The sequence below is a fragment of the Streptomyces sp. NPDC051310 genome (genome assembly GCF_044455245.1).
Lineage (GTDB): Bacteria > Actinomycetota > Actinomycetes > Streptomycetales > Streptomycetaceae > Streptomyces.
The window spans coordinates 137,771-157,048 of sequence record NZ_JBITEO010000009.1 but is presented as its reverse complement, the minus strand read 5'-3'; the positions used below and the strand labels follow the sequence as shown (position 1 = coordinate 157,048).

Below are 19,278 nucleotides of genomic sequence, written 5' to 3'. Positions count from 1 at the left end.
GCAACGTCATGTGCGGGTGCGACGGCCCGGTCGGCTCACCGCAACGTCATGTGCGGGTGCGACGGCCCGGTCGGCTCACCGCACGATCGTGCGCGGGCACGACAGCCGGCGATCACCGCACCGTCGCGGGCTCGATGCCGAGCAGCGCGTGCAGCGCCCGTTCGCCGTCCGCCGTCACCTTCACGGCGCGCTGCGAGCCGATGCGTACGCACCAGCCCTCGGCCAGCGTGTGCCGGCACAGGGCGGCCCCCGCGACCCCGGCGAGGTGCGGCTTCCGCTCGGTCCAGTCCAGGCAGCCGCGGGCCATCGGCCGCCGTCCCGCCCGCGCCAGTTCGATGCCCAGCGCGCCGAACCAGCGCACGCCGTCGTCCGTGAGCGCGAACCCGGTGTCCTGCCGCAGCAGTCCGCGGGCGGTCATCGCGTCCGTGACGGCGATCCCGAGCCTCCCGGCGAGGTGGTCGTAGCAGGTGCGCCCGCGCGCCATGGCGCTGCCCGCGCTCGCCGCCCGCAGCGACCGCGGCGGCTCGCCGGCCCGTCCCGGGGCGGCGTGGGCGGCCAGGTCCTCCACGAGGTGCGCGACCCGCTCGTCGGCCAGCCGCACGTACCGGTGGCGCCCCTGCCGCTCCTCCGCCAGCACCCCGCCCGCGACGAGCCGCCCCAGGTGCTCGCTCGCCGTGGACGCCGCCACGCCCGCGTGCCGGGCGAGTTCGCCCGCCGTCCAGGCCCGCCCGTCGAGCAGCGCCAGGCAGAAGGCGGCACGGGTTTCGTCGGCGAACAGCGCGGCCAGCGCGGCGAGGTCTCGGGGAGCCATGCCCCCCAGCATGGCGCACCCGCTGTTCGGCACCGGCCGAACCGTCGCCGCCGCCGGGTGCGCCCTCAAGGAGCCGGTACGCCGTCCGGGTCCCCGGCCGGCGGTCCCTAGGGGGTTTCCGCCGGGGGCTGCCGCGCCGCCCATGCGCCCCGTACGCCGGACTCGTACTGCATGGCCAGTCCGTCGAGGAGGGCCCGCAGCCCCGTCTCGAAGGCGCCCTCGTCGACCTCTTCCTGACGCTCGGCCAGCAGGTGGGCCTGGCCCAGGTGCGGGTAGTCGGCCGGGTCGTAGGCCGCCTCGTCGTCGACGAAGCCGCGGGCGAACGAGCCGAGCGCCGAGCCGGTGATGAAGTAGCGCATCAGCGCGCCGATGCGGGTGGCCTGGGCCGGGGGCCAGCCGGCGCGGACCATCGCGCCGAACACCGCGTCGGCGACGCGCAGTCCCGCCGGGCGGCGGCCGGGGCCGCGGGCGAGGACCGGGACGACGTTCGGGTGGTCGGTGAGCGCGGCCCGGTACGACAGGGCCCAGTCGTGCAGCGCGGTACGCCAGTCGCGGCCGTCGCCCTCGTCGAACATCGACAGATCGACCTGGGCGCTGACCGCGTCGGCGACCGCGTCCAGGATCTCGTCCTTGGTGCGGAAGTGGTTGTAGAGGGAAGGGCCGCTGACCCCCAGCTCGGCGGCGAGGCGGCGCGTCGACACCGCGTCCAGCCCTTCCGCGTCCACGAGCGCCGCCGCCGTGGCGACGATGCGGTCTCGGCTGAGGAGGGGCTTGCGCGGTCGGGCCATGCGGCACATAGTAGGGCCTGCCGAAGAGAAACTAGCAGTGATAGTTAAAGGGTGGGTGCCGCACCATGAACCTGGAGCTGAGCGAGGAGCAGACGGCCGTACGGCAGCTCGCCGAGGACTTCGTCCGGCGCGAGATCGCCCCGCACGCCGCCGCCTGGGACCGCGCCGAGAGCGTCGACAGGTCGATCGTGAAGAAGCTCGGCGAGGTCGGCTTCCTCGGCCTGACCATCCCCGAGGAGTACGGCGGCTCCGGCGGCGACCACCTCGCGTACTGCCTGGTCACCGAGGAACTCGGCCGGGGCGACTCCTCGGTGCGCGGCATCGTCTCCGTCTCGCTCGGCCTGGTCGCCAAGACCGTCGCGGCCTGGGGCGACGAGGAGCAGAAGCGGCACTGGCTCCCCCGCCTCACCGCCGGGGACGCCCTCGGCTGCTTCGGCCTCACCGAGCCCGGCACCGGTTCGGACGCCGGGAACCTCGCCACGCGCGCGGTGCGCGACGGCGACGACTACGTCATCAACGGCACCAAGATGTTCATCACCAACGGCACCTGGGCCGATGTGGTGCTGCTCTTCGCCCGCACCGGCGACGCGCCGGGCCACCGCGGGGTCTCCGCCTTCCTGGTGCCCGCCGGCACCCCGGGCCTGACGCGCCGCGCCCTCCACGGCAAGCTCGGGCTGCGCGGCCAGGCCACCGCCGAACTGGTCCTGGAGGACGTCCGGGTGCCCGCCTCCGCGCTCCTGGGCCCGGAGGGCAAGGGCTTCTCCATCGCCATGTCCGCGCTCGCCAAGGGCCGCATGTCGGTCGCGGCGGGGTGCGTCGGCATCGCCCAGGCCGCGCTGGACGCGGCCGTGCGGTACGCGGGCGAGCGCGAGCAGTTCGGCAAGCCGATCGCCTCGTACCAGCTCGTCCAGGAACTGATCAGCGACATATCCGTCGACGTGGACGCGGCGCGGCTGCTGACGTGGCGGGTCGCCGACCTCGTCGACCGCGGGCAGGAGTTCGCCACCGCCGCCTCCACGGCGAAGCTGTACGCCTCCGAGGCCGCCGTGCGCGCCGCCAACAACGCGCTCCAGGTCTTCGGCGGGTACGGCTACATCGACGAGTACCCGGTGGGCAAACTGCTGCGCGACGCGCGCGTGATGACCCTCTACGAAGGCACCAGCCAGATCCAGAAGCTCATCATCGGCCGCGCGCTCACGGGCGTCTCGGCGTTCTGAGCCCCCTCCCGGCCCCGCGGGCCCTCTCTGAGTACGCGTCTGAGTACCGGGACGGATGTGGCCCGCGCCACAGGCGCCGCATCCTGGCCGGCATGAGTGACACACCGGTCAAGCAGCAGAACACGGCCGCCTACTACGGCCAGGCCGTCGCGTCCTTCGCCATCGCGCTGGGCGCGGTCGCCCTGGGCATCTTCAACCTGGAGACGGACGCGTGGGTGCGCGCCTTCCTGGGCATCGCGGTCCTGTACCTCACGACCTCCGCCTTCACGCTCGCCAAGGTCGTCCGCGACCGGCAGGAGGCCGGGCAGATCGTCAGCCGGGTCGACCAGGCCCGGCTGGAGAAGCTCCTCGCCGAGCACGACCCGTTCCAGAAGGTCTGAGGCGTGCCCCTAAGCGCTTGCTCACCGTCGGGGTATGGTGTTCGTCCTGTGGTCGGCGGAAGGGGCGAACGATGAGTACGGCGGAGGAGACGGCCGGCGGCGAGGACACGCCGTGGGACGAGGTGACCCCCGACGCGGCCCGGCGCCTGCTGGTCGCCGCCGTCGAGGCCTTCGCCGAGCGCGGCTACCACGCCACCACGACCCGTGACATCGCGGGCCGTGCCGGGATGAGCCCCGCGGCGCTCTACATCCACTACAAGACCAAGGAAGAGCTGCTCCACCGGATCAGCCGCATCGGCCACGACAAGGCCCTGGCCATACTGGAGGCCGCGGCGAACGGCCCCGGCACCGCCGCCGAGCGGCTCGCCGACGCCGTGCGTTCCTTCGTCCGGTGGCACGCCGGGCGGCGCACCACCGCGCGCGTCGTCCAGTACGAGCTGGACTCGCTCAGCGAGGAGCACCGCGAGGAGATCTTCGGGCTGCGCCGCAGGAGCGACGCGGCCGTGCGGCGCATCATCAACGAGGGCGTCGCGGCGGGCGAGTTCGACGTGCCGGACGTGTCCGGCACCACGCTGGCCGTGCTCTCGCTCTGCATCGACGTCGCCCGCTGGTTCAACACCGAAGGCCGCCGGACGCCCGACGAGGTCGGCGCGCTGTACGCCGACCTCGTGCTGCGCATGGTGGGCGCCCGGGTCTGAGCCCCGGCGCCGGACGCGAGGGCCCGGCGCGGCGGCCCCGGCGGGATCAGAAGTAGTAGCGCGACACCGACTCGGCGACGCACGCCGGCTTCTCGCCGCCCTCGCGCTCCACCGTCACCACGGCGGTCACCTGGACGCCGCCGCCCGCGTCCTCGACCCCCTTGAGCACCGCGGTCGCGCGCAGGCGCGAGCCGACCGGCACGGGGGAGGGGAACCGGACCTTGTTCGTCCCGTAGTTCACGCCCATCCTCATGCCCTCGACCCTCATGATCTGCGGCACGAACAGGGGCAGCAGCGACAGCGTGAGGTAGCCGTGCGCGATGGTCGCCTTGAACGGTCCCGTGGCGGCCCGCTCCGGGTCCACGTGGATCCACTGGTGGTCGCCCGTGGCTTCGGCGAACAGGTCGATCCGCTTCTGGTCCACCTCCAGCCAGTCGCTGTGGCCCAGCTGCTCGCCGACCGCGGCGCGCAGTTCCTCGGCGGATGTGAAGACCCTCGGCTCTGCCATGTCCCAGCTCCCTGCATCCTGATGTCTAAGCGCTTGCTCAGCATGCTGGGCGGGGGCCCTCCTGTCAACGGACGGCGGCAGCGCGCCCAGTAGGGTCGGGCGGGTGCCGAAGATTCCAGAGAAGATCCACGAGCTCACGGTCGGCCAGCTGTCCGCGCGCAGCGGCGCTGCCGTGTCGGCCCTGCACTTCTACGAGTCCAAGGGCCTGATCAGCAGCCGGCGCACCAGCGGGAACCAGCGCCGGTACGGAAGGGACGCGCTGCGCCGGGTCGCCTTCGTCCGCGCGGCGCAGCGCGTCGGCATCCCGCTCGCGACCGTCCGCGAGGCGCTCGCGGAGCTGCCGGAGGAGCGCACGCCCACCCGTGAGGACTGGGCGCGCCTGTCCGCGGCGTGGCGCTCGGAACTCGACGAGCGGATCAAGCAGTTGAACCGGCTGCGCGACCACCTCACCGACTGCATCGGATGCGGGTGCCTGTCGCTGGAGACGTGCGTGCTGTCCAACCCCGACGACGTCTTCGGCGAGCGCATGGCGGGCTCCCGCCTCATGCCCGAGCGCTGCCGCCCGGAGGAGGGCGAGGTTCAGGACGGCTCGGACATGCCGGGCCGGCCGAAGAGCAGGTCGTAGCCCGGGGGCAGCTGGAGCAGGACCCGGCGCATCAGGTCCTCGTCCGCCGAGTCGGCCACGACGCTCAGCACGGCGCCGATGTCCCACTGGGCGGTCTCCTCGGTGGCGCCCTCGATCCACGCGGCGGTGGCGCGTACGAAGCGCTCCGGGCTGAGGGGCTCCGCCGCGGTCAGCGGGTTGAGCAGCACCAGGGCGCAGGTCTCCGGCAGCCCGGCGGCCAGCTCGGCCCGCTCGTTGCCGACGAGATGGGCGCCCAGCAGGGCGAGGATGACGCGGGCGGCCCGGTCGGCCTCCCGCCGTGACGGGTATTCGCCACGCTCCTGCACCGCGGCCAGGAACGTGTCCCACTGCATGCGCATCGTTCTCCCCGAGCCTTTCGACCGGCGGATGTGAGCGGGTGCGGCGCACGGGGGGCGGGGCGGCAGGGCCCCGCCCCCGTGCCGTGCGGCGGCGGGCGGTCAGCCGCTGATCTGCCTGCGGTCGCTGCCGCCGCTGATGGTGATCCTGCGCGGCTTCGCCTGCTCGGCGACCGGGATCCGCAGCGTGAGGACACCCATGTCGTAGGCGGCCTCGATGCGCTCGGTGTCCAGGGTCTCGCCGAGGAACAGCTGACGGCTGAACGTGCCGGCCGGCCGCTCCGCGATCACCATCTCGGCGCCCTCCGCGGGAGTCGTGCGGCGCTCGGCCCGGACCGTGAGCACATTCCGCTCGACGTCCAGGTCGATGCTCTCCGGCGTGACGCCGGGGAGGTCGAGCTGCACGACGAAGGTGTCCCCTTCGCGGAAGGCGTCCATCGGCATGGCCGCCGGGTGCGCGCTTGTCCCCAGCAGGCGCTCGGTGAGCCGGTCGAGCTCACGGAAGGGGTCGGTACGCATCAGCATCATCGGTCCCTCCTCTGTGTTCCGCTGTTCTTGATGGTGCTGACCGTTGCTCTTCTTCTATAACTCCGCCGGGCCCAAGTTGACAAGAGGAGACTCAATAAACCTCACTCGTATTCGGTGCCGCCCTTGCGCGTCAGGTAGGCGGGGCTCACGGCCTTCGCGATCGCGCGCCCGCCCGTCACCGGGCTGTACCGCTCCGTCGCCGACCGGATCACCACGCCTTCGCGCAGGTGCAGCCCCCGCCCGGAGACCGTCTCCCGCCCGCTCGCCAGCTCCAGCACCGTCGCGATGTCGTACGGCCCCGCGTACAGGCGCGGCACCAGCGGGAGCTCCTCGCCGAGCACCTCCGCCGCGTCCAGCCAGCGGACCCGGCCGTCGATCTCGGCCGACACGTCGAAGACGGCGTACCCCAGCTCCTCGCTGCGGCCGTTGGCGCCGTACGCCAGGTCCTGGACCCCCGCGCCGTACACCTCGCCGAAGATCCCGACCCGGGTGGCGCCCAGCCGCGCGGCGAGGCGCGCGGCGGCCTCCGGTACGCCATGGGCACGGACGGCCCGCCAGTACAGGTTGCGGGGATCCTCCTTGAGCGCCATGTTCTTCGCGCCGAAGCCCTTCGACGAGACGTGCACCCGCCCCTCGTCGGTGAGGTGGGTCAGCAGGCAGGCGGTGCCGTGCACCTTCTCCGTCAGCACCACCGGCTCGCCCGGCTCGAAGATCCCCGGATACCGCTGGACGTTCTCGATGTCGACCCACGGCAGCAGGCCGGGCGCCGGCTCCACGTCGCCGCTCATCGTCGTCGGCACCGGCGGCACCCACTTGGTGATGCCGAGCAGCTCGGCGAAGTCCGTCCCCTCCGCGGCGGCCCGCACCAGGTCCACCCCGGCCAAGGCGCGCGGCCGGCACACGATGCCCTGCGACAGCTCGCCGCGCAGCCGCACCGCCTTGACCCGGTCGGACGCCCTGCCCGCCAGGCGCCCGGTCAGCCCCAGCTCCTCCACGAGCGCCGGCGGCAGGACGGCCTGCTCGGGGATGTACACGGCGGCGTCGCCGCTGCGGTAGGCGCCCTTGGCGACGACGGCCCGGTACAGACCCACCTGGGCCAGTTCCAGGGCGTCGGCGTCGGGATGGTCGTGGACGGTCAGCAGTTCGGCGGTGACGCGCAGCGTCGACATGGCGGTGGCTCCCTCAGGGCGGGCTTGTCATCGGCCCCACTCTCGCGGGCCGGAATCCGCTGGCCCACCGCTTTTCGCCCTTGGTAGCGTCGTTCCCTTCGCCGGGCACCGGGCGGCGGCAGCCCCGGACCGGGCTCCCGTCAGGAGCTGGACCCGAGGCCCGAAAGCGCCGCCACGAGCTGCGCGTTGGACCGTGCGGGCCGGCCGTCCGGCAGGTACAGCGTGTCCTCCAGGCCGATCCGGGTGTCCAGGCCCAGCCGTACCGCCAGCCGCGCGACGGGCCACGCGCCGCCGTCCTCTCCGTGCAGCAGCACCGGTACGCCCCCGGCGTCCCCGAGCTGCGCCAGCAGGGTCCGGGCGGTCGCCTCCGCGGTCGAGGGGCCGGGGTCCGTCACCTCGGCCAGCACGCGCGTCACCCGGGACGCCAGCGGCGAGGCCAGGAAGCGGCGCGCGCCGTCCGTGCCCGACCACACGCCCGCCTCCACACCCACCCCGCGCTCCAGCAGCGCCGCCGCGACCTCCTCGGCACCCGGCTCGTGCCAGTTGACCGAGGCGTGATCGGGCAGCACCGTCCACGACCGCACCCGCTCCGCACGGCGTGCCGGATCGGGTTCGGCCCACGCCCCGGTGGTCACCCCGACCGGAACCGCCACCGCGTCCCGCAGCGCCGTGAGGACGGCGGCCACGGCACGGGGCGACAGCGTGTCGTCCCCGCACGGCGTCCTGGGGTGCACGTGCACATCCGCCGCCCCTGCCGCCACCGCCCGGGCGGCGGACCCTGCCAGGGCGTCCGGGGACAGGGGTACGGCGGCGGATTCGCCCGGTCCGCGGCGGCCGTTGAGACAGACCTGGATCACGCCCCGATACTCCCCTCCGGCACCGGCACCGGCACCGGCAACGGCACGCGCATGGGCGGCGGAACCGGCGCCGGGGACGTGCCGACGTCGTCGCCCGCCCCCGCGCCCCGTACCCCCGTCACCGCGTGCCCCGTCACGCCACCGACACGAGTTCCCTGCGCGGCTGCAGCCGGATCCGCCGCTTGGCCGCCGCCAGGGCGTCGGGGGACAGCACGGCCTGCGGCACGACGATCCCGCAGTCCGTGCAGACCGGCCCGAACCACGGCTCCCCGTTCAGCTCGGGCCGCCACACGATGCCGTCCCCGGCGCAGACCGGACAGGTGTGCCCGGGCGCCGACTCCAGCGCGGTGATCAACCGCCGCAGAGCCTCGGCCAGCGGCAGCGTCGGGTGCAGCGACGGGTCGTCGCAGCGGGCGATGCCGTTGCCGCCCCAGGTGCGCCGGTGCCAGTCGTCGATCCAGCCGGGCCGGCGCAGCCCGTCGTGCTTCTCGCGCTTGCGGCGCTCCGCGAACTCCTCCTCGTACGCGAGCCAGACGCTGCGCGCCTCCTCCACCTCGTCGAGCGCGGCCACCAGCCGCGCCGGATCCGGCTCCCGGTCCTCGGGCCCGAACCTGTGCCTCGTGCACAGGTGGTCCCAGGTAGCCCGGTGCCCGTAAGGGGCGAACCGCTCCAGGCACTTGCGCAGCGAATACCGCCGCAGGGCCAGGTCGCACCCCGGATCACGTACCTGTCTGGCAAGACTTCGGAAACCGGCCATCGCACTGCCACCTCCGTCGCTGGTACTTCGGCGTCGATGAATGGACGTACGAGTGCCCGTTTCGGCTCCATCGAAAAACGGAGGGGACCCCTCATCGGTGGATCTGGCGTGAAATGTCGCTGGGACGGTCTCCCTGACGACTCCTCAGGGTGAGGGCCACTCAGCTCGTTGACGCTCGACGGCGGCGGCCCCGCCTGCGGCGGCGCGCCCCCGGGACGAGCTCCTCGTGCCGGCGCGCGGAAGTCCGAGAACCGTCACCGGCGTTGTGGCCCCTGCGCGCCGCCCGCCGTGACGCCGGCGCCCGGCCCCGGGGTTCACCGCCCGATCCGGCCGGCAGTGAGCACCACGCGCGCGAGCTCCGGGTGGCAGATGTCGCTGTGCGCTCCCGCCGGGGGCCCGCCGCGCCGCACCACCGACGCCGCGTCGACGTTCACGCACCCGGAGCGGGGCAGCCCGCGTGACAGGGCCGCGTCCAGGGACAGATCGGGCGTGCCGTCCACCGCCTGGATGCCGTCGAAGCCCATCGCGCACCACCGCCCGTCCCCGCGGAGCACGCCCCGGTCGTCACCGGCCGCCCGGGACGCGAGGGGGTAGATCACCGACAGCGCGGTGTCGTGACGCGAATAACAGGCCACCACCGGACCGTCGACCCGCCGGTGCATCCCCTCCAGCGCGCCACCGCCACGCAGCCCGTGCGGCAGCCGCGACGCGAACGCGTAGTGGGAGAACGCGCCCTGCAGCAGCGTCACCGACGCCACGTTCCGCACCCCGCCGGGCAGACCGCGCAACGCGAACGCCACCAGCCGCGCCCCCTGGCTGTGCCCGACCAGATGGACCCGGACGCCGGGCGACGACCGCGCCAGCCCGCCCAGCAACGGGCCGAGCCCCCGCTCGCCGACGACGCCCGAACGCCGCTTCATCGCCCAGTACGCGGCCTGCCGCAGCACCTCCTTGGCGCCCTTCCACAGCCGTTTGAATCCGCCGCCGATGAAGAGCGGCTGGCGCGCCCCGTCCAGGGCGGCGGTGAAGTCGGCGCACACCGAGACCACGTCCTCCCGCAGGAAGGCCGGCGGCCCCTCGTCCCCCAGGTCCCCCACGAAGGCGGGAGCCCCTTCCTCCTGCGCCACCAGCCGGCGCACCAGCTCGCCGAACTCGTCGAACGCCGCCCGCCGCTCGGGCTGCTCGCCCAGCAGGGCGGCGATCCGTGCCACCTCCGCCTCCCGGCCGGGGAAGACCTCGACCAGCCCGCGCCGCGTCTCCTCCTCCAGCTCCGGGCCCGCCGGCGGCGCCGGCAGCACCCCCCGGCCGAAGTCGGGGACCGGCTCGTCGGCGAACCGCAGCGACGGCCAGACGATGCCCGCGTACCCCAGCCGCACCCCCGGCGAGCCGTTCACCAGCGCGGGGAACGGTTCGAAGAAGCGCGCGTACAGCCGTGCCGACACGGCACGCGAACTGTTCCACCCGTGGGCGAACATCACCAGATCGGTGACGTCCAGCCGCAGGAGCGCGTCCCGTTGCGCGCCGTCCGCGTCGCCGTCCTTGTCGAAGGTGATCTCCTGGTACGGCCTGACACCCATCCCGCTCATGCCCGCCCCTCCGCTCCGAGGATCGCTGCACGCCCAGCATCCCGCCGCGGCGGAGGAACGGAAAGGCCCGTGCCGGCCCGGAGTCCGGACACGGCCTAGGGGTACAGCAGGTACGCCCGCCGCACCTCCCGGAACGCCGCCAGGTCCGCCTCCCAGGCGGTCACCACGTCGTCCGTCCCGGCGCCCGCGTCGATCAGCGTCCGCACCGTCGCCGAGCCGGTCAGCTTGTCGATCCAGTGGTCGGGCCGCCAGGCGAACCCGCCCCAGGCCCGCTTGGCGGTCACCAGCAGCCCGATCCCCGTCCGCACCGGGTCGTACGCCGCCCGGTCGTGGACGTGCAGCTGCACCCCGCCGGCCGTTCTGCCCTGGAACTTGGAGAAGGTGGGCGTGAAGTACGCCTCCCGGAAGCGGACCCCCGGCAGCTCCAGCGCGTTCGCCGCCTCCGCCCAGCGCCGGTCCACGCCCTCCGCCCCGAGCAGTTCGAAGGGGCGGGTCGTGCCGCGCCCCTCGGACAGGTTCGTTCCTTCGAACAGGCACGTCCCCGCGTACACCAGCGCCGTGTCGGGCGTCGGCATGTTCGGGCTCGGCGGCACCCATGGCAGCCCCGTCGCGTCGAAGAAGTCCGCGCGCCGCCACCCCGACATCCGCACCACCGCGAGGTCCACCGGCCGCGTGAGGAACTCGCCGCGGAACAGCCGCGCCAGCTCCGCCACCGTCATCCCGTGCGCCTGCGCGATCGGTTCGCGCCCCACGAAGGTCGCGTACGCCCTGTCCAGCACCGGCCCGAGCGCGGCGCGCCCGGTCACCGGGTTCGGGCGGTCCAGCACCACGAAGCGCTTCCCGGCCAGCGCGGCCGCCGCCATGCAGTCGTACAGCGTCCAGATGTACGTGTAGAACCGCGCGCCCACGTCCTGGATGTCGAACACCACCGTGTCGACCCCCGATGCCGTGAAGACGTCCGCCAGCGCCTGCCCGCTCTTGAGGTACGTGTCGTAGACCGGCAGCCCCGTCGCCGGGTCGTCGTACCGGCCCTCCGAACCGCCCGCCTGCGCCGTGCCCCGGAAGCCGTGCTCCGGGCCGAACACCGCGGCCAGGTCGACGCGGTCGTCGGCGTGCATCACGTCGACGACGTGCCGTACGCCGGCCGTGACCCCGGTCGGGTTGGTGACCACGCCCACCCGCTGCCCCGCCAGCACGGCGTACCCGTCGGCCGCCAGCCGGTCGAAGCCGGTCCGCACGCGGGGGCGGCCCGCGCCGTGGGCAGCGGCGGCCGCGGCACCGGCCGCGACCACGCCCGCCGTCCCGCCGGCGATCAGCAGGCCCCGTCTCGACACGCTCATCCGCTTACCTCCGCGACCGCTCGACGACCCGGTTCCCGCACGTTAGCGCGCCCGCCGGCGCCCGGGAACGAGGCGGGCGCACCGGCCTTCCCCCGTCACATACCGACCGGTTAGTCTGTCGACCGGTCGCAGACACCACGGAGAGGCGGATCCCGATGAACACGGTGCAGGGAACGAACGTCGTCGTCACGGGCGCGGGAGGCGGGATCGGCGCCGCGCTCGCCCGCAGATTCGCCGCGGAGGGCGCCCGCGTCGTCGTCAACGACATCGACCCGGGCCGCACCAAGGCCGTCGCCGACGAGATCGGCGGCATCCCCGTCGCGGGCGACGCCTCCGCGATCGTCGAGGAGGCGCGCGACGCGCTCGGCGGCACCGTCGACGTCTACTGCGCCAACGCCGGCCTGGCCTCGCCGGGCGACGCCTTCGCCGGCGAGGACGTCTGGGCGGCCGCCTGGGACGTCAACGTGATGGCCCACGTCCGCGCGGCCCGCACCCTGCTGCCCGGCTGGCTGGAGCGCGGCAGCGGCCGCTTCGTCTCCACCGTCTCGGCCGCCGGCCTGCTCACCATGGTCGGCGCCGCCCCGTACAGCGTCTCCAAGCACGGCGCGTACGCCTTCGCCGAATGGCTCTCCCTGACCTACCGCCACCGCGGCCTGAAGGTCCACGCCATCTGCCCGCAGGGCGTCCGTACGGACATGCTCACCGCCGCCGGATCGGCCGGCGACCTCGTCCTCGCCCCCACCGCCATCGAACCCGAAGACGTCGCCGACGCGCTCTTCGCGGGTATCGAGGCCGACCGGTTCCTGATCCTCCCGCACCCGGAGGTCGCCGGCTACTACCGCGCCCGCGCCACCGACCCGGAGCGCTGGCTGAACAACATGAGCCACATCCAGCAGAAGTGGGAGGGCAGCGAGCGGTGACCGTGACCCCCGGCGCCCCGGACGCGTCCGCGCCGTCCGTCTACGCGGCCAAGCCCTGGCTCGCGCAGCTCAGCGACGCCCAGCGCGCCCCGGTGCGGCCGCCCGCGACCGTCGTGCACGCCTTCCGGGCCGCCGCCGCCCGCGCCCCCGGCCGCACCGCCCTCGCCTACTTCGACGGGCGGCTGACCTACCGCGAGACCGACGCGCTCTCCGACTCGGTGGCCGGGTTCCTCGCCGCCCGCGGCGTCCGGCGCGGCGACCGGGTGGCGGTCATGCTCCAGAACACCCCGCACTTCGTGCTCGCGCTGCTCGGCGCCTGGAAGGCGGGCGCCACCGTGGTCCCCCTCAACCCCATGTACAAGTCCGCCGAGGTCGCGCACGCCCTCGCGGACTCCGGCGCGAGCGTCCTGGTGTGCGCGGACCGGGCCTGGGAGGCGTACCTGCGCGACACGGCCGCCGCCTCGTCCGTCCGGGTCGCCCTCACCGCCTGCGAGAAGGACCTCCAGACCCGCGACGACGCGCGTGTGCTGGGCTTCGAGCGGATCCCGCGGCCCGCCGGCACGGAGGACCTGGTCGCCGTCGCCCGCGCCGGCCACCCGGCGCCCGCGGACCGGGAACCGGCCGCCGACGACGTGGCGCTCATCAGCTACACCTCCGGCACCAGCGGCACCCCCAAGGGGGCCATGAACCTGCACGGCGGCATCACCTACAACGCCGAGCGCCAGCGCACCGGCCACCCCATCGCCGAAGGCGCCGCCTATTTCGCGCTCGCGCCGCTGTTCCACATCACCGGCATGGTCTGCGAACTGGCCGCCTGCGCCGCCAACGCGGGCACCCTCGTCCTGGCCCACCGCTTCGAGGCGGGCGTCGTCCTCGACGCCTTCGCCGAACACCGCCCCGCCTACACCGTGGGGCCCTCCACCGCCTTCATGGCGCTGGCAGCCCACCCCTCCGCCACCCGGGACCACTTCGCGTCCTTCCAGGTGATCTCCTCGGGAGGCGCGCCCCTCCCCGCCGCGCTGGTGGAGAGGTTCCGCGCCGGCTTCGGCCCGTACATCCGCAACGGCTACGGCCTGACCGAATGCACCGCCCCCTGCGCCGCCGTCCCGGCGGAGAAGGAGGCGCCGGTCGACCCGGCCTCCGGCACCCTCTCCGTCGGCCTCCCCGGAGCCGAGACCGTGGTGCGCATCCTCGACGAGACCGGCCGGGAGGTGCCCATCGGCGAACCGGGCGAGATCGCCGTACGCGGCCCCCAGGTCGTCCCGGGGTACTGGCGGCTGCCCGAGGCCACCGCCGAGGCCTTCCCCGGCGGGGAACTGCGCACCGGCGACATCGGCTTCATGGACGCCGACGGCTGGCTGTACGTGGTCGACCGCAAGAAGGACATGATCAACGCCTCGGGCTTCAAGGTCTGGCCCCGCGAGGTCGAGGACGTCCTCCACACCCATCCGGCGGTCCGCGAGGCGGCCGTCGTCGGCGTGCCGGACGCCTACCGCGGTGAGACGGTCAAGGCGTACGTCAGCCTGCGCCCGGGCGCCTCGGCCGGGCCCGCCGAGCTGGCCGCGTACTGCGAGCAGCGCCTGGCGGCGTACAAATATCCCCGCGAGGTCGAGATCCTGCCGGAGCTCCCCAAGACGGCAAGTGGGAAGATCCTCAGGCGGGAACTGCGTTTCCCCGGGTAAGAGCGCCGAGATCCGGACACGACAGACACGAGAGAGGTGGCGGCACATGGCCAGGACGACGGACGGGAGCGGCACCCCCGTCCCCCAGAGGCTGCTGGCCGCCGCCACCCGGCTCTTCGCGGAGCAGGGCTACGACCGGACGTCCGTCCAGGAGATCGTGGAGGCGGCGGGCGTCACCAAGGGCGCCCTCTACCACTACTTCGGCTCCAAGGAGGACCTCCTCCAGGAGGTCTACGCGCGTGTGCTGCGGCTCCAGCAGGAGCGGCTGGACGCCTTCGCGGGCGCCGACGCGCCGGTGGAGGAGCGGCTGCGGGACGCCGCCGCCGACGTCGTGGTCACCACCATCGACAACCTGGACGACGCGTCCATCTTCTTCCGCTCCATGCACCACCTCAGCCCCGAGAAGAACAAGCAGGTGCGGGCGGAGCGGCGCCGCTACCACGAGCGGTTCCGGGCGCTCATCGAGGAGGGCCAGGCCGGCGGCGTCTTCTCCTCCGCCACCCCGGCGGACCTGGTGGTGGACTACCACTTCGGCTCGGTCCACCACCTGTCGACCTGGTACCGCCCGGACGGGCCGCTCAGCCCCCAGCAGGTCGCCGACCACCTGGCCGACCTCCTGCTGAGGGCGCTGCGGCCCTGAGGGCCCCGCCCGACGGGGGCGGGACGGACCCGGGCCCCGCACGGGGCCGGCCCCCGGGCGTCAGGCGGGCAGCCGCGGTTGCAGGGCGGGCGAGACGGTGTCGAAGATGCCCCAGTAGCCTTCGACCCAGCTGCTGTCGGGCAGACCGGTCGCGGTGCTCACATGGGTGAACGCCTCGACGCCGACCCAGCCCTGAAACGTGCCGGTGTCATCGATGACCTGCAGCATCGGCCGCGGGTGCGAGTTGTACTTGTAGCACGGCTGGCCCTGGGCCAGGGACTGGCACCAGTACTCCTCCGTGTTCCGGCGGCCTCCGCCGATCTCCGCGATGTAGCGCACCCGGTCCTTGTCGGTGCCGGCACAGCTGGTGTTCGGCTGCAGCCAGCCCATGCAGGCGCCGCCCGAGCAGACCTTCCACGGATCGGCCGTGTTGCCGAAGGTCCAGGTGCCGCCCGAACCCTCCCGGCCCACGATGCCGACCCGGGTGCCCGGGTCGGACGAGGAGGCCTTCGCCACCACGAAGGCGCCCTTGTACGGCTGCCCGTTGTAGCGGGGGTCCGTGACCAGCTGTGTCATCGTGGCGCGGCTGCCGCGGTCGAGCGACGCGTTGCTCCCGTAGCCGATGCCGAAGTTGGCCGTGTAGTCGGAGAAGACACCGGCGGCGGGGATCTCGACGTTGTTGCCGTACGCGCCGTAGAAGGTCGGGCTGGTGATGCGGGCCGCGGCTCCGCCGGCGAGTCCGGTCTCCACGTTCCAGTACTCGGTGAGCGGCCGCGTGAGCGCCGCGCCGGCGCTGTCCTCGGACCAGGTGACGACGAGGCGCCCGTCGGCCGCGTAGGCGAAGGTGCCCCGGAAACCGCCCGTGGGCGAGCCGGCGAAGCCCTCGACCGTGCGCACCGCACACGTGGGGACGTTCCCGCCGCAGTCGGCGGTCACGCTGTTCACGCGCACCGGCTGGTCCCGCTGGTCCCAGTTCCAGTAGGTGGTGGTCACCGTGCCGTCAGCGGCGAAGGCGTAGTACCCCAGGCGCACCCAGTTGCGGTAGTTGTTGCTGGCGGCCAGGTCCATGTGGCCCACGGAGACAACCCAGTTCGCCTTCCCGCCCGGCAAGGCCGGGGCGGCCTGGGCGGGCGCGGCGGCGACCAGCATCGTCGAGAAGAGAGCGAACACCGCGAGTACGGCCGCGGTCGTCCTCCTCGTCAGTCGTCTCACGACTCGTATCAACGGAAACTCCTCTGTGACCGTGCAGGCCGGTTGCGGTTCGTGCGGTGCCGGCGCATGCCGGCGATCTTCTTTACCCGCCGCGGCCGATCGGGTTCACGGCGGTCCCGTCCACGGCCGTGAACCCGCTGGGAAGGGTCGGGTAAAGAGGGATGTGCCCAACGGACAGCAGACACGGAGGACCGCTTGAACGGCCGGGGCAGTACGGGCGGGGATGATGCCGGGATCATCGCCGCCTCGCTCACACAGCCCGAGGTCTTCGGCGCGCTCTTCCACCGCCACGCCGCCGGGATACACCGGTACGCGGCCCGCCGGCTGGGCGAGGAGGCAGCCGACGACATCACCGCCGAAACGTTCCTCGCGGCTTTCCGCGCCCGGGAGAGGTACGACCTGTCCCGGCCGCACGCCCTGCCCTGGCTGTACGGCATAGCCGCCAACCTCATCGGCAAGCAGCACCGGGCCGAGGTGCGGGCGCTGCGGGCCCTGGCGCGCGGCGGGCACGATCCGGTGGCCGACTCGTGGACCGACCGCTCCGACAGCCGGGTCACCGCCCAGGCCCTGCACGGGCCGCTCGCCAAGGCACTCGCGGGCCTGTCGACGGCCGACCGCCATGTGCTGCTGCTGGTGGCGTGGGCGGACCTGAGCTACCTGGAGGTCGCCGAGGCCCTGTCCATACCCGTCGGCACGGTGCGCTCGCGCCTCAACCGTGCCCGCAGGAAGGTGCGTGCCGCTCTCGGCGGGGAGGATCCCACGCTCGTGTACGACCTCCGGGAGGCACTGAGCCTTGGATGAGATCACGGCGGTCCGGCGCTTCCGGGAGGACGCTCCCGAACCCGACCGCATGCGCCTGGCACCCGCCGGCCGGCGGCTGTACGAGGAGATCCACAAGCCGCGCCGGGGGCGCGGCGGGTGGAGACTCACGGCCGTCGCGGCGGCATGCGGGGTGGCGGCGGTGACCACGCTGTCGGTCCTGCCCTGGCCGACCACCGGCCGCCACACCGCAGCGCCCCCGCCCGCGGCAGCGCAGTGGGTGTACCAGAAGGTCCGGTGGGACACCTGGCAGTGCGGCACCGGCGCCAGTACGTACGGCCCCAGCGAGGTCGGCTCCTTCAACATCGGGCCCTCGTCGCAGTCGTGCCGTGCGGAGCCGGCGCGCCCCCGGTACCAGGAGAAGTGGATCCGCTACGACGGCGGGGCGCTGGCCACGCCCGACGAGAGCACCCCGGACCCGGACGACGTCGACGTGTGGAACGGCCGCTACCAGGGGGCGTGGCAGATGCTCCCGCCCCGACCGTCGGACGCCCTGGTGGCCGCCCTGCCCGACGATCCCGGAGCGGCCCTGAGGGTGATCCGCGAGCGGTCCGTACCCAGCCGTCTCGCCGGTGCCCACCGGATGACGCAGGGGCAGCGGGACTTCGCCGAGGTCGTGGAGGTACTCTCCGGCTGCTCCAGGGTCGCCCCCGACAAGGCGGGCACGCTCTACGAGGTCCTCCGCAGCCTGCCGGGAGCCACCGCGCCGGTCCGGGTGACGGACGGCGCGGGACGCCCGGCGCTCGCCCTCGGCGTGGACGGCCACTTCCGGGACTACTCGGACGAGCGCAACGGCATGCAGGTGCTGCTCGACCCGACAACCTACGCGTACCTGGGTGTGCGGTACGTCGCGGGCATCGACTACCGGGTCGGCGGAGCGTCCTCGCCGGGTCCGGAGGTGAAGAAGGGCACCGTCGTCGCCACGGCCACCCGGATCACCACGGGCGTCGTCGCGGAAGCCGGCCGTCGGACGTGATCCCGGCCGGCCCGGCAGGGGCGGTCACCGGGGACCGCCGCTCCCGCGCTCCCGCGCCAGCAGGGCGTTCGCGGCCGCGGCAGCCGCCCTCAGGGCTTGCCCGGGACTCTTGCGGCCCGTCAGCGCCGCGCGGATCTCGGGTGACAGCAGCATCATGACCCGTCGCGACGCGGGGTGCGGTTCGCCGGGGAAGACGCTGGCCAGGGCCGCCTGGTACTCCCGCGCATAGGGCGAATCGCTGGGCACGGTGACGTCCGTGCGGGGAGAGAAGAATCCGCTCGCGCGGCCCAGCGACCTGATCTGGCGCGGCTCCGTCATGAAGGAGAGGAACCGCTCGGCGCCCGCCCGGTTCCCGGCGGCGTTGACGGCCAGCGAACCGGGCATGCCGAAGGCGACCTCCTTCACCGGGCCCTTCAGGGGCCCGCCCACGAGTACGTTCTCGGGTCCCCAGAGCCGGGCGGCCACGTCGGCGTTGGCCAGCACCACCGAGTAGCCCATCGCGGCCTCCTGCCTGCCGAGGGCCTGGCCGGCGACGAGGTTGGTGTTCGTCATCGCCGAGGGAGGGATGGCGCCGGCCGCGTAGAGCCTCCTGAGGAAGGTCAGGGCCGCGACACCCGGCGGTCCGTCGAAGGCGACCTTCCGGCCGTCCTCGGTGAAGACGCTGCCGCCCGCCTGCCACAGCAGCGGGTAGAAGTTGAGGTTGAGGGAGGCCGCGTCGCCGGTGGAGTAGTCGAGGAGGGCGATCCCCTTGCTCCGCAGCCTGGGGGCGGCGGCCGCGATCTCGTCCCAGGTGCCGGGCGGCGTGCTCACACCGGCTGCCCGCAGCAGCCGCATGTTGTAGATGGTCGTCGCGACGGTCTGGTACACCGGCGCGGCGTAGACGTGTCCGTCGTGGCTCACCACCTCCAGGGCGGCCGGCAGGAACGCCTCCGCACGGTCCCCGAGCACCCGCTCCACAGGGCTGATCAGCCCGTCGGTGACCAGCCGGGGAATCTGGTCCGGGGCCAGGAGGGCGACATCGGGCCCGTGCCCCCGGGCCAGCGCCGCGATCAGCTTCTCGTCCCGGCCCTCCCACGGCTGGTGGGTGAGGACGAGATCCAGTTCCGGCGCGGTCCTCTCGAAGTCGCGCTCGATCTCCGCCCAGTAGCGCCTGCTCGCGCCGGGGTCGGCGATGACGGGGTACATCCAGACGGTGACGGCCTGGCGGCGCGCATCCGCTCCCGGCGTACACGCGGGGAGCAGGAAGGCGAGCACGGCCATGGCCAGCGGCGCGACGACGCGCCGGACAACGGACCGCTTCGATGCCATGAGCCGTCCACCCCCCTCGCGCGACCCCGTGGCACGGCCACGCCCCCGTTCCATCGCCCTGTGCTGCAAGCGTCCAGAGAATACGTCACGTGGGTGCACGG

Annotated in this window: 21 protein-coding genes; 9 read left to right on the top strand and 12 right to left on the bottom strand. The window is 73.7% G+C overall.

Annotation, left to right across the window (positions count from 1 at the left end; all coding sequences use genetic code 11):
* Window positions 1–112: 112 nt before the first annotated feature.
* Window positions 113–811, bottom strand: a complete 699-nt coding sequence (locus ACIA79_RS15615; RefSeq protein WP_399428780.1) for an ArsR/SmtB family transcription factor — start codon at window positions 809–811, stop codon at window positions 113–115.
* 107 nt (window positions 812–918) lie between these two features.
* Complete coding sequence (locus tag ACIA79_RS15610; RefSeq protein WP_399428779.1) at window positions 919–1,599, bottom strand: TetR/AcrR family transcriptional regulator; 681 nt, start codon at window positions 1,597–1,599, stop codon at window positions 919–921.
* A gap of 65 nt (window positions 1,600–1,664) precedes the next feature.
* On the opposite strand from ACIA79_RS15610, the gene ACIA79_RS15605 reads away from it, so the two are divergent.
* From ACIA79_RS15605 to ACIA79_RS15595, 3 genes are all read left to right on the top strand, one after another.
* The gene (locus ACIA79_RS15605; protein WP_399428778.1) at window positions 1,665–2,816 is read left to right on the top strand and encodes an acyl-CoA dehydrogenase family protein; all 1,152 of its coding nucleotides are present in this window, start codon (window positions 1,665–1,667) and stop codon (window positions 2,814–2,816) included.
* A gap of 92 nt (window positions 2,817–2,908) precedes the next feature.
* Window positions 2,909–3,196: a YiaA/YiaB family inner membrane protein gene (locus ACIA79_RS15600; protein WP_399428777.1), complete on the top strand. Its 288-nt coding sequence runs from the start codon at window positions 2,909–2,911 to the stop codon at window positions 3,194–3,196.
* A gap of 71 nt (window positions 3,197–3,267) precedes the next feature.
* A complete protein-coding gene (locus ACIA79_RS15595; RefSeq protein WP_399428775.1) occupies window positions 3,268–3,894 on the top strand; it encodes a TetR/AcrR family transcriptional regulator in 627 nt (208 codons plus the stop codon).
* Window positions 3,895–3,940: 46 nt separating this feature from the next.
* Here ACIA79_RS15595 and ACIA79_RS15590 read toward each other — a convergent pair whose 3' ends face one another.
* Complete coding sequence (locus tag ACIA79_RS15590) at window positions 3,941–4,402, bottom strand: MaoC family dehydratase (RefSeq protein ID WP_399428774.1); 462 nt, start codon at window positions 4,400–4,402, stop codon at window positions 3,941–3,943.
* 103 nt (window positions 4,403–4,505) lie between these two features.
* Between ACIA79_RS15590 and soxR the strand changes: the two genes are divergently transcribed.
* A complete protein-coding gene (soxR, locus tag ACIA79_RS15585) occupies window positions 4,506–5,027 on the top strand; it encodes a redox-sensitive transcriptional activator SoxR (protein WP_399428773.1) in 522 nt (173 codons plus the stop codon).
* Here soxR and ACIA79_RS15580 read toward each other — a convergent pair.
* The 7 genes from ACIA79_RS15580 to ACIA79_RS15550 all read right to left on the bottom strand — a co-directional run bounded on the left by ACIA79_RS15580 (window position 4,982) and on the right by ACIA79_RS15550 (window position 11,620).
* Window positions 4,982–5,386 carry a DUF2267 domain-containing protein gene (locus tag ACIA79_RS15580; protein WP_391812554.1) on the bottom strand — a complete coding sequence of 135 codons (405 nt, stop codon included), beginning with the start codon at window positions 5,384–5,386 and terminating at the stop codon, window positions 4,982–4,984. The two genes, soxR and ACIA79_RS15580, sit on opposite strands and share 46 nt — an antisense overlap.
* Before the next feature lie 99 nt (window positions 5,387–5,485).
* Window positions 5,486–5,908, bottom strand: a complete 423-nt coding sequence (locus tag ACIA79_RS15575; RefSeq protein ID WP_399428885.1) for an Hsp20/alpha crystallin family protein — start codon at window positions 5,906–5,908, stop codon at window positions 5,486–5,488.
* Window positions 5,909–6,012: 104 nt separating this feature from the next.
* Window positions 6,013–7,080 (bottom strand): RNA ligase (ATP), encoded by a 1,068-nt coding sequence (locus tag ACIA79_RS15570; protein ID WP_399428772.1) that lies wholly within the window; start codon window positions 7,078–7,080, stop codon window positions 6,013–6,015.
* A gap of 140 nt (window positions 7,081–7,220) precedes the next feature.
* Window positions 7,221–7,937 (bottom strand): 3-keto-5-aminohexanoate cleavage protein, encoded by a 717-nt coding sequence (locus ACIA79_RS15565; RefSeq protein WP_399428771.1) that lies wholly within the window; start codon window positions 7,935–7,937, stop codon window positions 7,221–7,223.
* 133 nt (window positions 7,938–8,070) lie between these two features.
* Complete coding sequence (locus ACIA79_RS15560) at window positions 8,071–8,694, bottom strand: hypothetical protein (RefSeq protein ID WP_399428770.1); 624 nt, start codon at window positions 8,692–8,694, stop codon at window positions 8,071–8,073.
* Between the two features lie 314 nt (window positions 8,695–9,008).
* The gene (locus ACIA79_RS15555) at window positions 9,009–10,280 is read right to left on the bottom strand and encodes a serine-threonine protein kinase (protein ID WP_399428769.1); all 1,272 of its coding nucleotides are present in this window, start codon (window positions 10,278–10,280) and stop codon (window positions 9,009–9,011) included.
* A gap of 95 nt (window positions 10,281–10,375) precedes the next feature.
* Window positions 10,376–11,620, bottom strand: coding sequence for an exo-beta-N-acetylmuramidase NamZ domain-containing protein (locus ACIA79_RS15550; RefSeq protein WP_399428768.1), 1,245 nt, complete (start codon window positions 11,618–11,620; stop codon window positions 10,376–10,378).
* A 155-nt stretch (window positions 11,621–11,775) separates the two neighbouring features.
* Here ACIA79_RS15550 and ACIA79_RS15545 point away from each other — a divergent pair, with 155 nt between their 5' ends.
* The 3 genes from ACIA79_RS15545 to ACIA79_RS15535 are packed head-to-tail and all read left to right on the top strand — an operon-like array spanning window position 11,776 to window position 14,862.
* Window positions 11,776–12,540, top strand: a complete 765-nt coding sequence (locus tag ACIA79_RS15545; RefSeq protein WP_399428767.1) for an SDR family oxidoreductase — start codon at window positions 11,776–11,778, stop codon at window positions 12,538–12,540.
* Window positions 12,537–14,222: an AMP-binding protein gene (locus ACIA79_RS15540; protein ID WP_399428766.1), complete on the top strand. Its 1,686-nt coding sequence runs from the start codon at window positions 12,537–12,539 to the stop codon at window positions 14,220–14,222. Before ACIA79_RS15545 ends, ACIA79_RS15540 begins: the two co-directional genes overlap by 4 nt.
* A 46-nt stretch (window positions 14,223–14,268) precedes the next feature.
* Complete coding sequence (locus tag ACIA79_RS15535; protein WP_399428765.1) at window positions 14,269–14,862, top strand: TetR/AcrR family transcriptional regulator; 594 nt, start codon at window positions 14,269–14,271, stop codon at window positions 14,860–14,862.
* Between the two features lie 60 nt (window positions 14,863–14,922).
* On the opposite strand, the gene ACIA79_RS15530 is transcribed toward ACIA79_RS15535, so the two are convergent.
* A complete protein-coding gene (locus ACIA79_RS15530) occupies window positions 14,923–16,074 on the bottom strand; it encodes a hypothetical protein (protein WP_399428764.1) in 1,152 nt (383 codons plus the stop codon).
* Window positions 16,075–16,269: 195 nt separating this feature from the next.
* Here ACIA79_RS15530 and ACIA79_RS15525 point away from each other — a divergent pair, with 195 nt between their 5' ends.
* Window positions 16,270–16,875, top strand: a complete 606-nt coding sequence (locus ACIA79_RS15525; protein WP_399428763.1) for an RNA polymerase sigma factor — start codon at window positions 16,270–16,272, stop codon at window positions 16,873–16,875.
* Window positions 16,868–17,869, top strand: a complete 1,002-nt coding sequence (locus ACIA79_RS15520; RefSeq protein ID WP_399428762.1) for a hypothetical protein — start codon at window positions 16,868–16,870, stop codon at window positions 17,867–17,869. Before ACIA79_RS15525 ends, ACIA79_RS15520 begins: the two co-directional genes overlap by 8 nt.
* A gap of 24 nt (window positions 17,870–17,893) precedes the next feature.
* On the opposite strand, the gene ACIA79_RS15515 is transcribed toward ACIA79_RS15520, so the two are convergent.
* Window positions 17,894–19,177 (bottom strand): ABC transporter substrate-binding protein, encoded by a 1,284-nt coding sequence (locus ACIA79_RS15515; RefSeq protein WP_399428761.1) that lies wholly within the window; start codon window positions 19,175–19,177, stop codon window positions 17,894–17,896.
* Window positions 19,178–19,278: the final 101 nt, after the last annotated feature.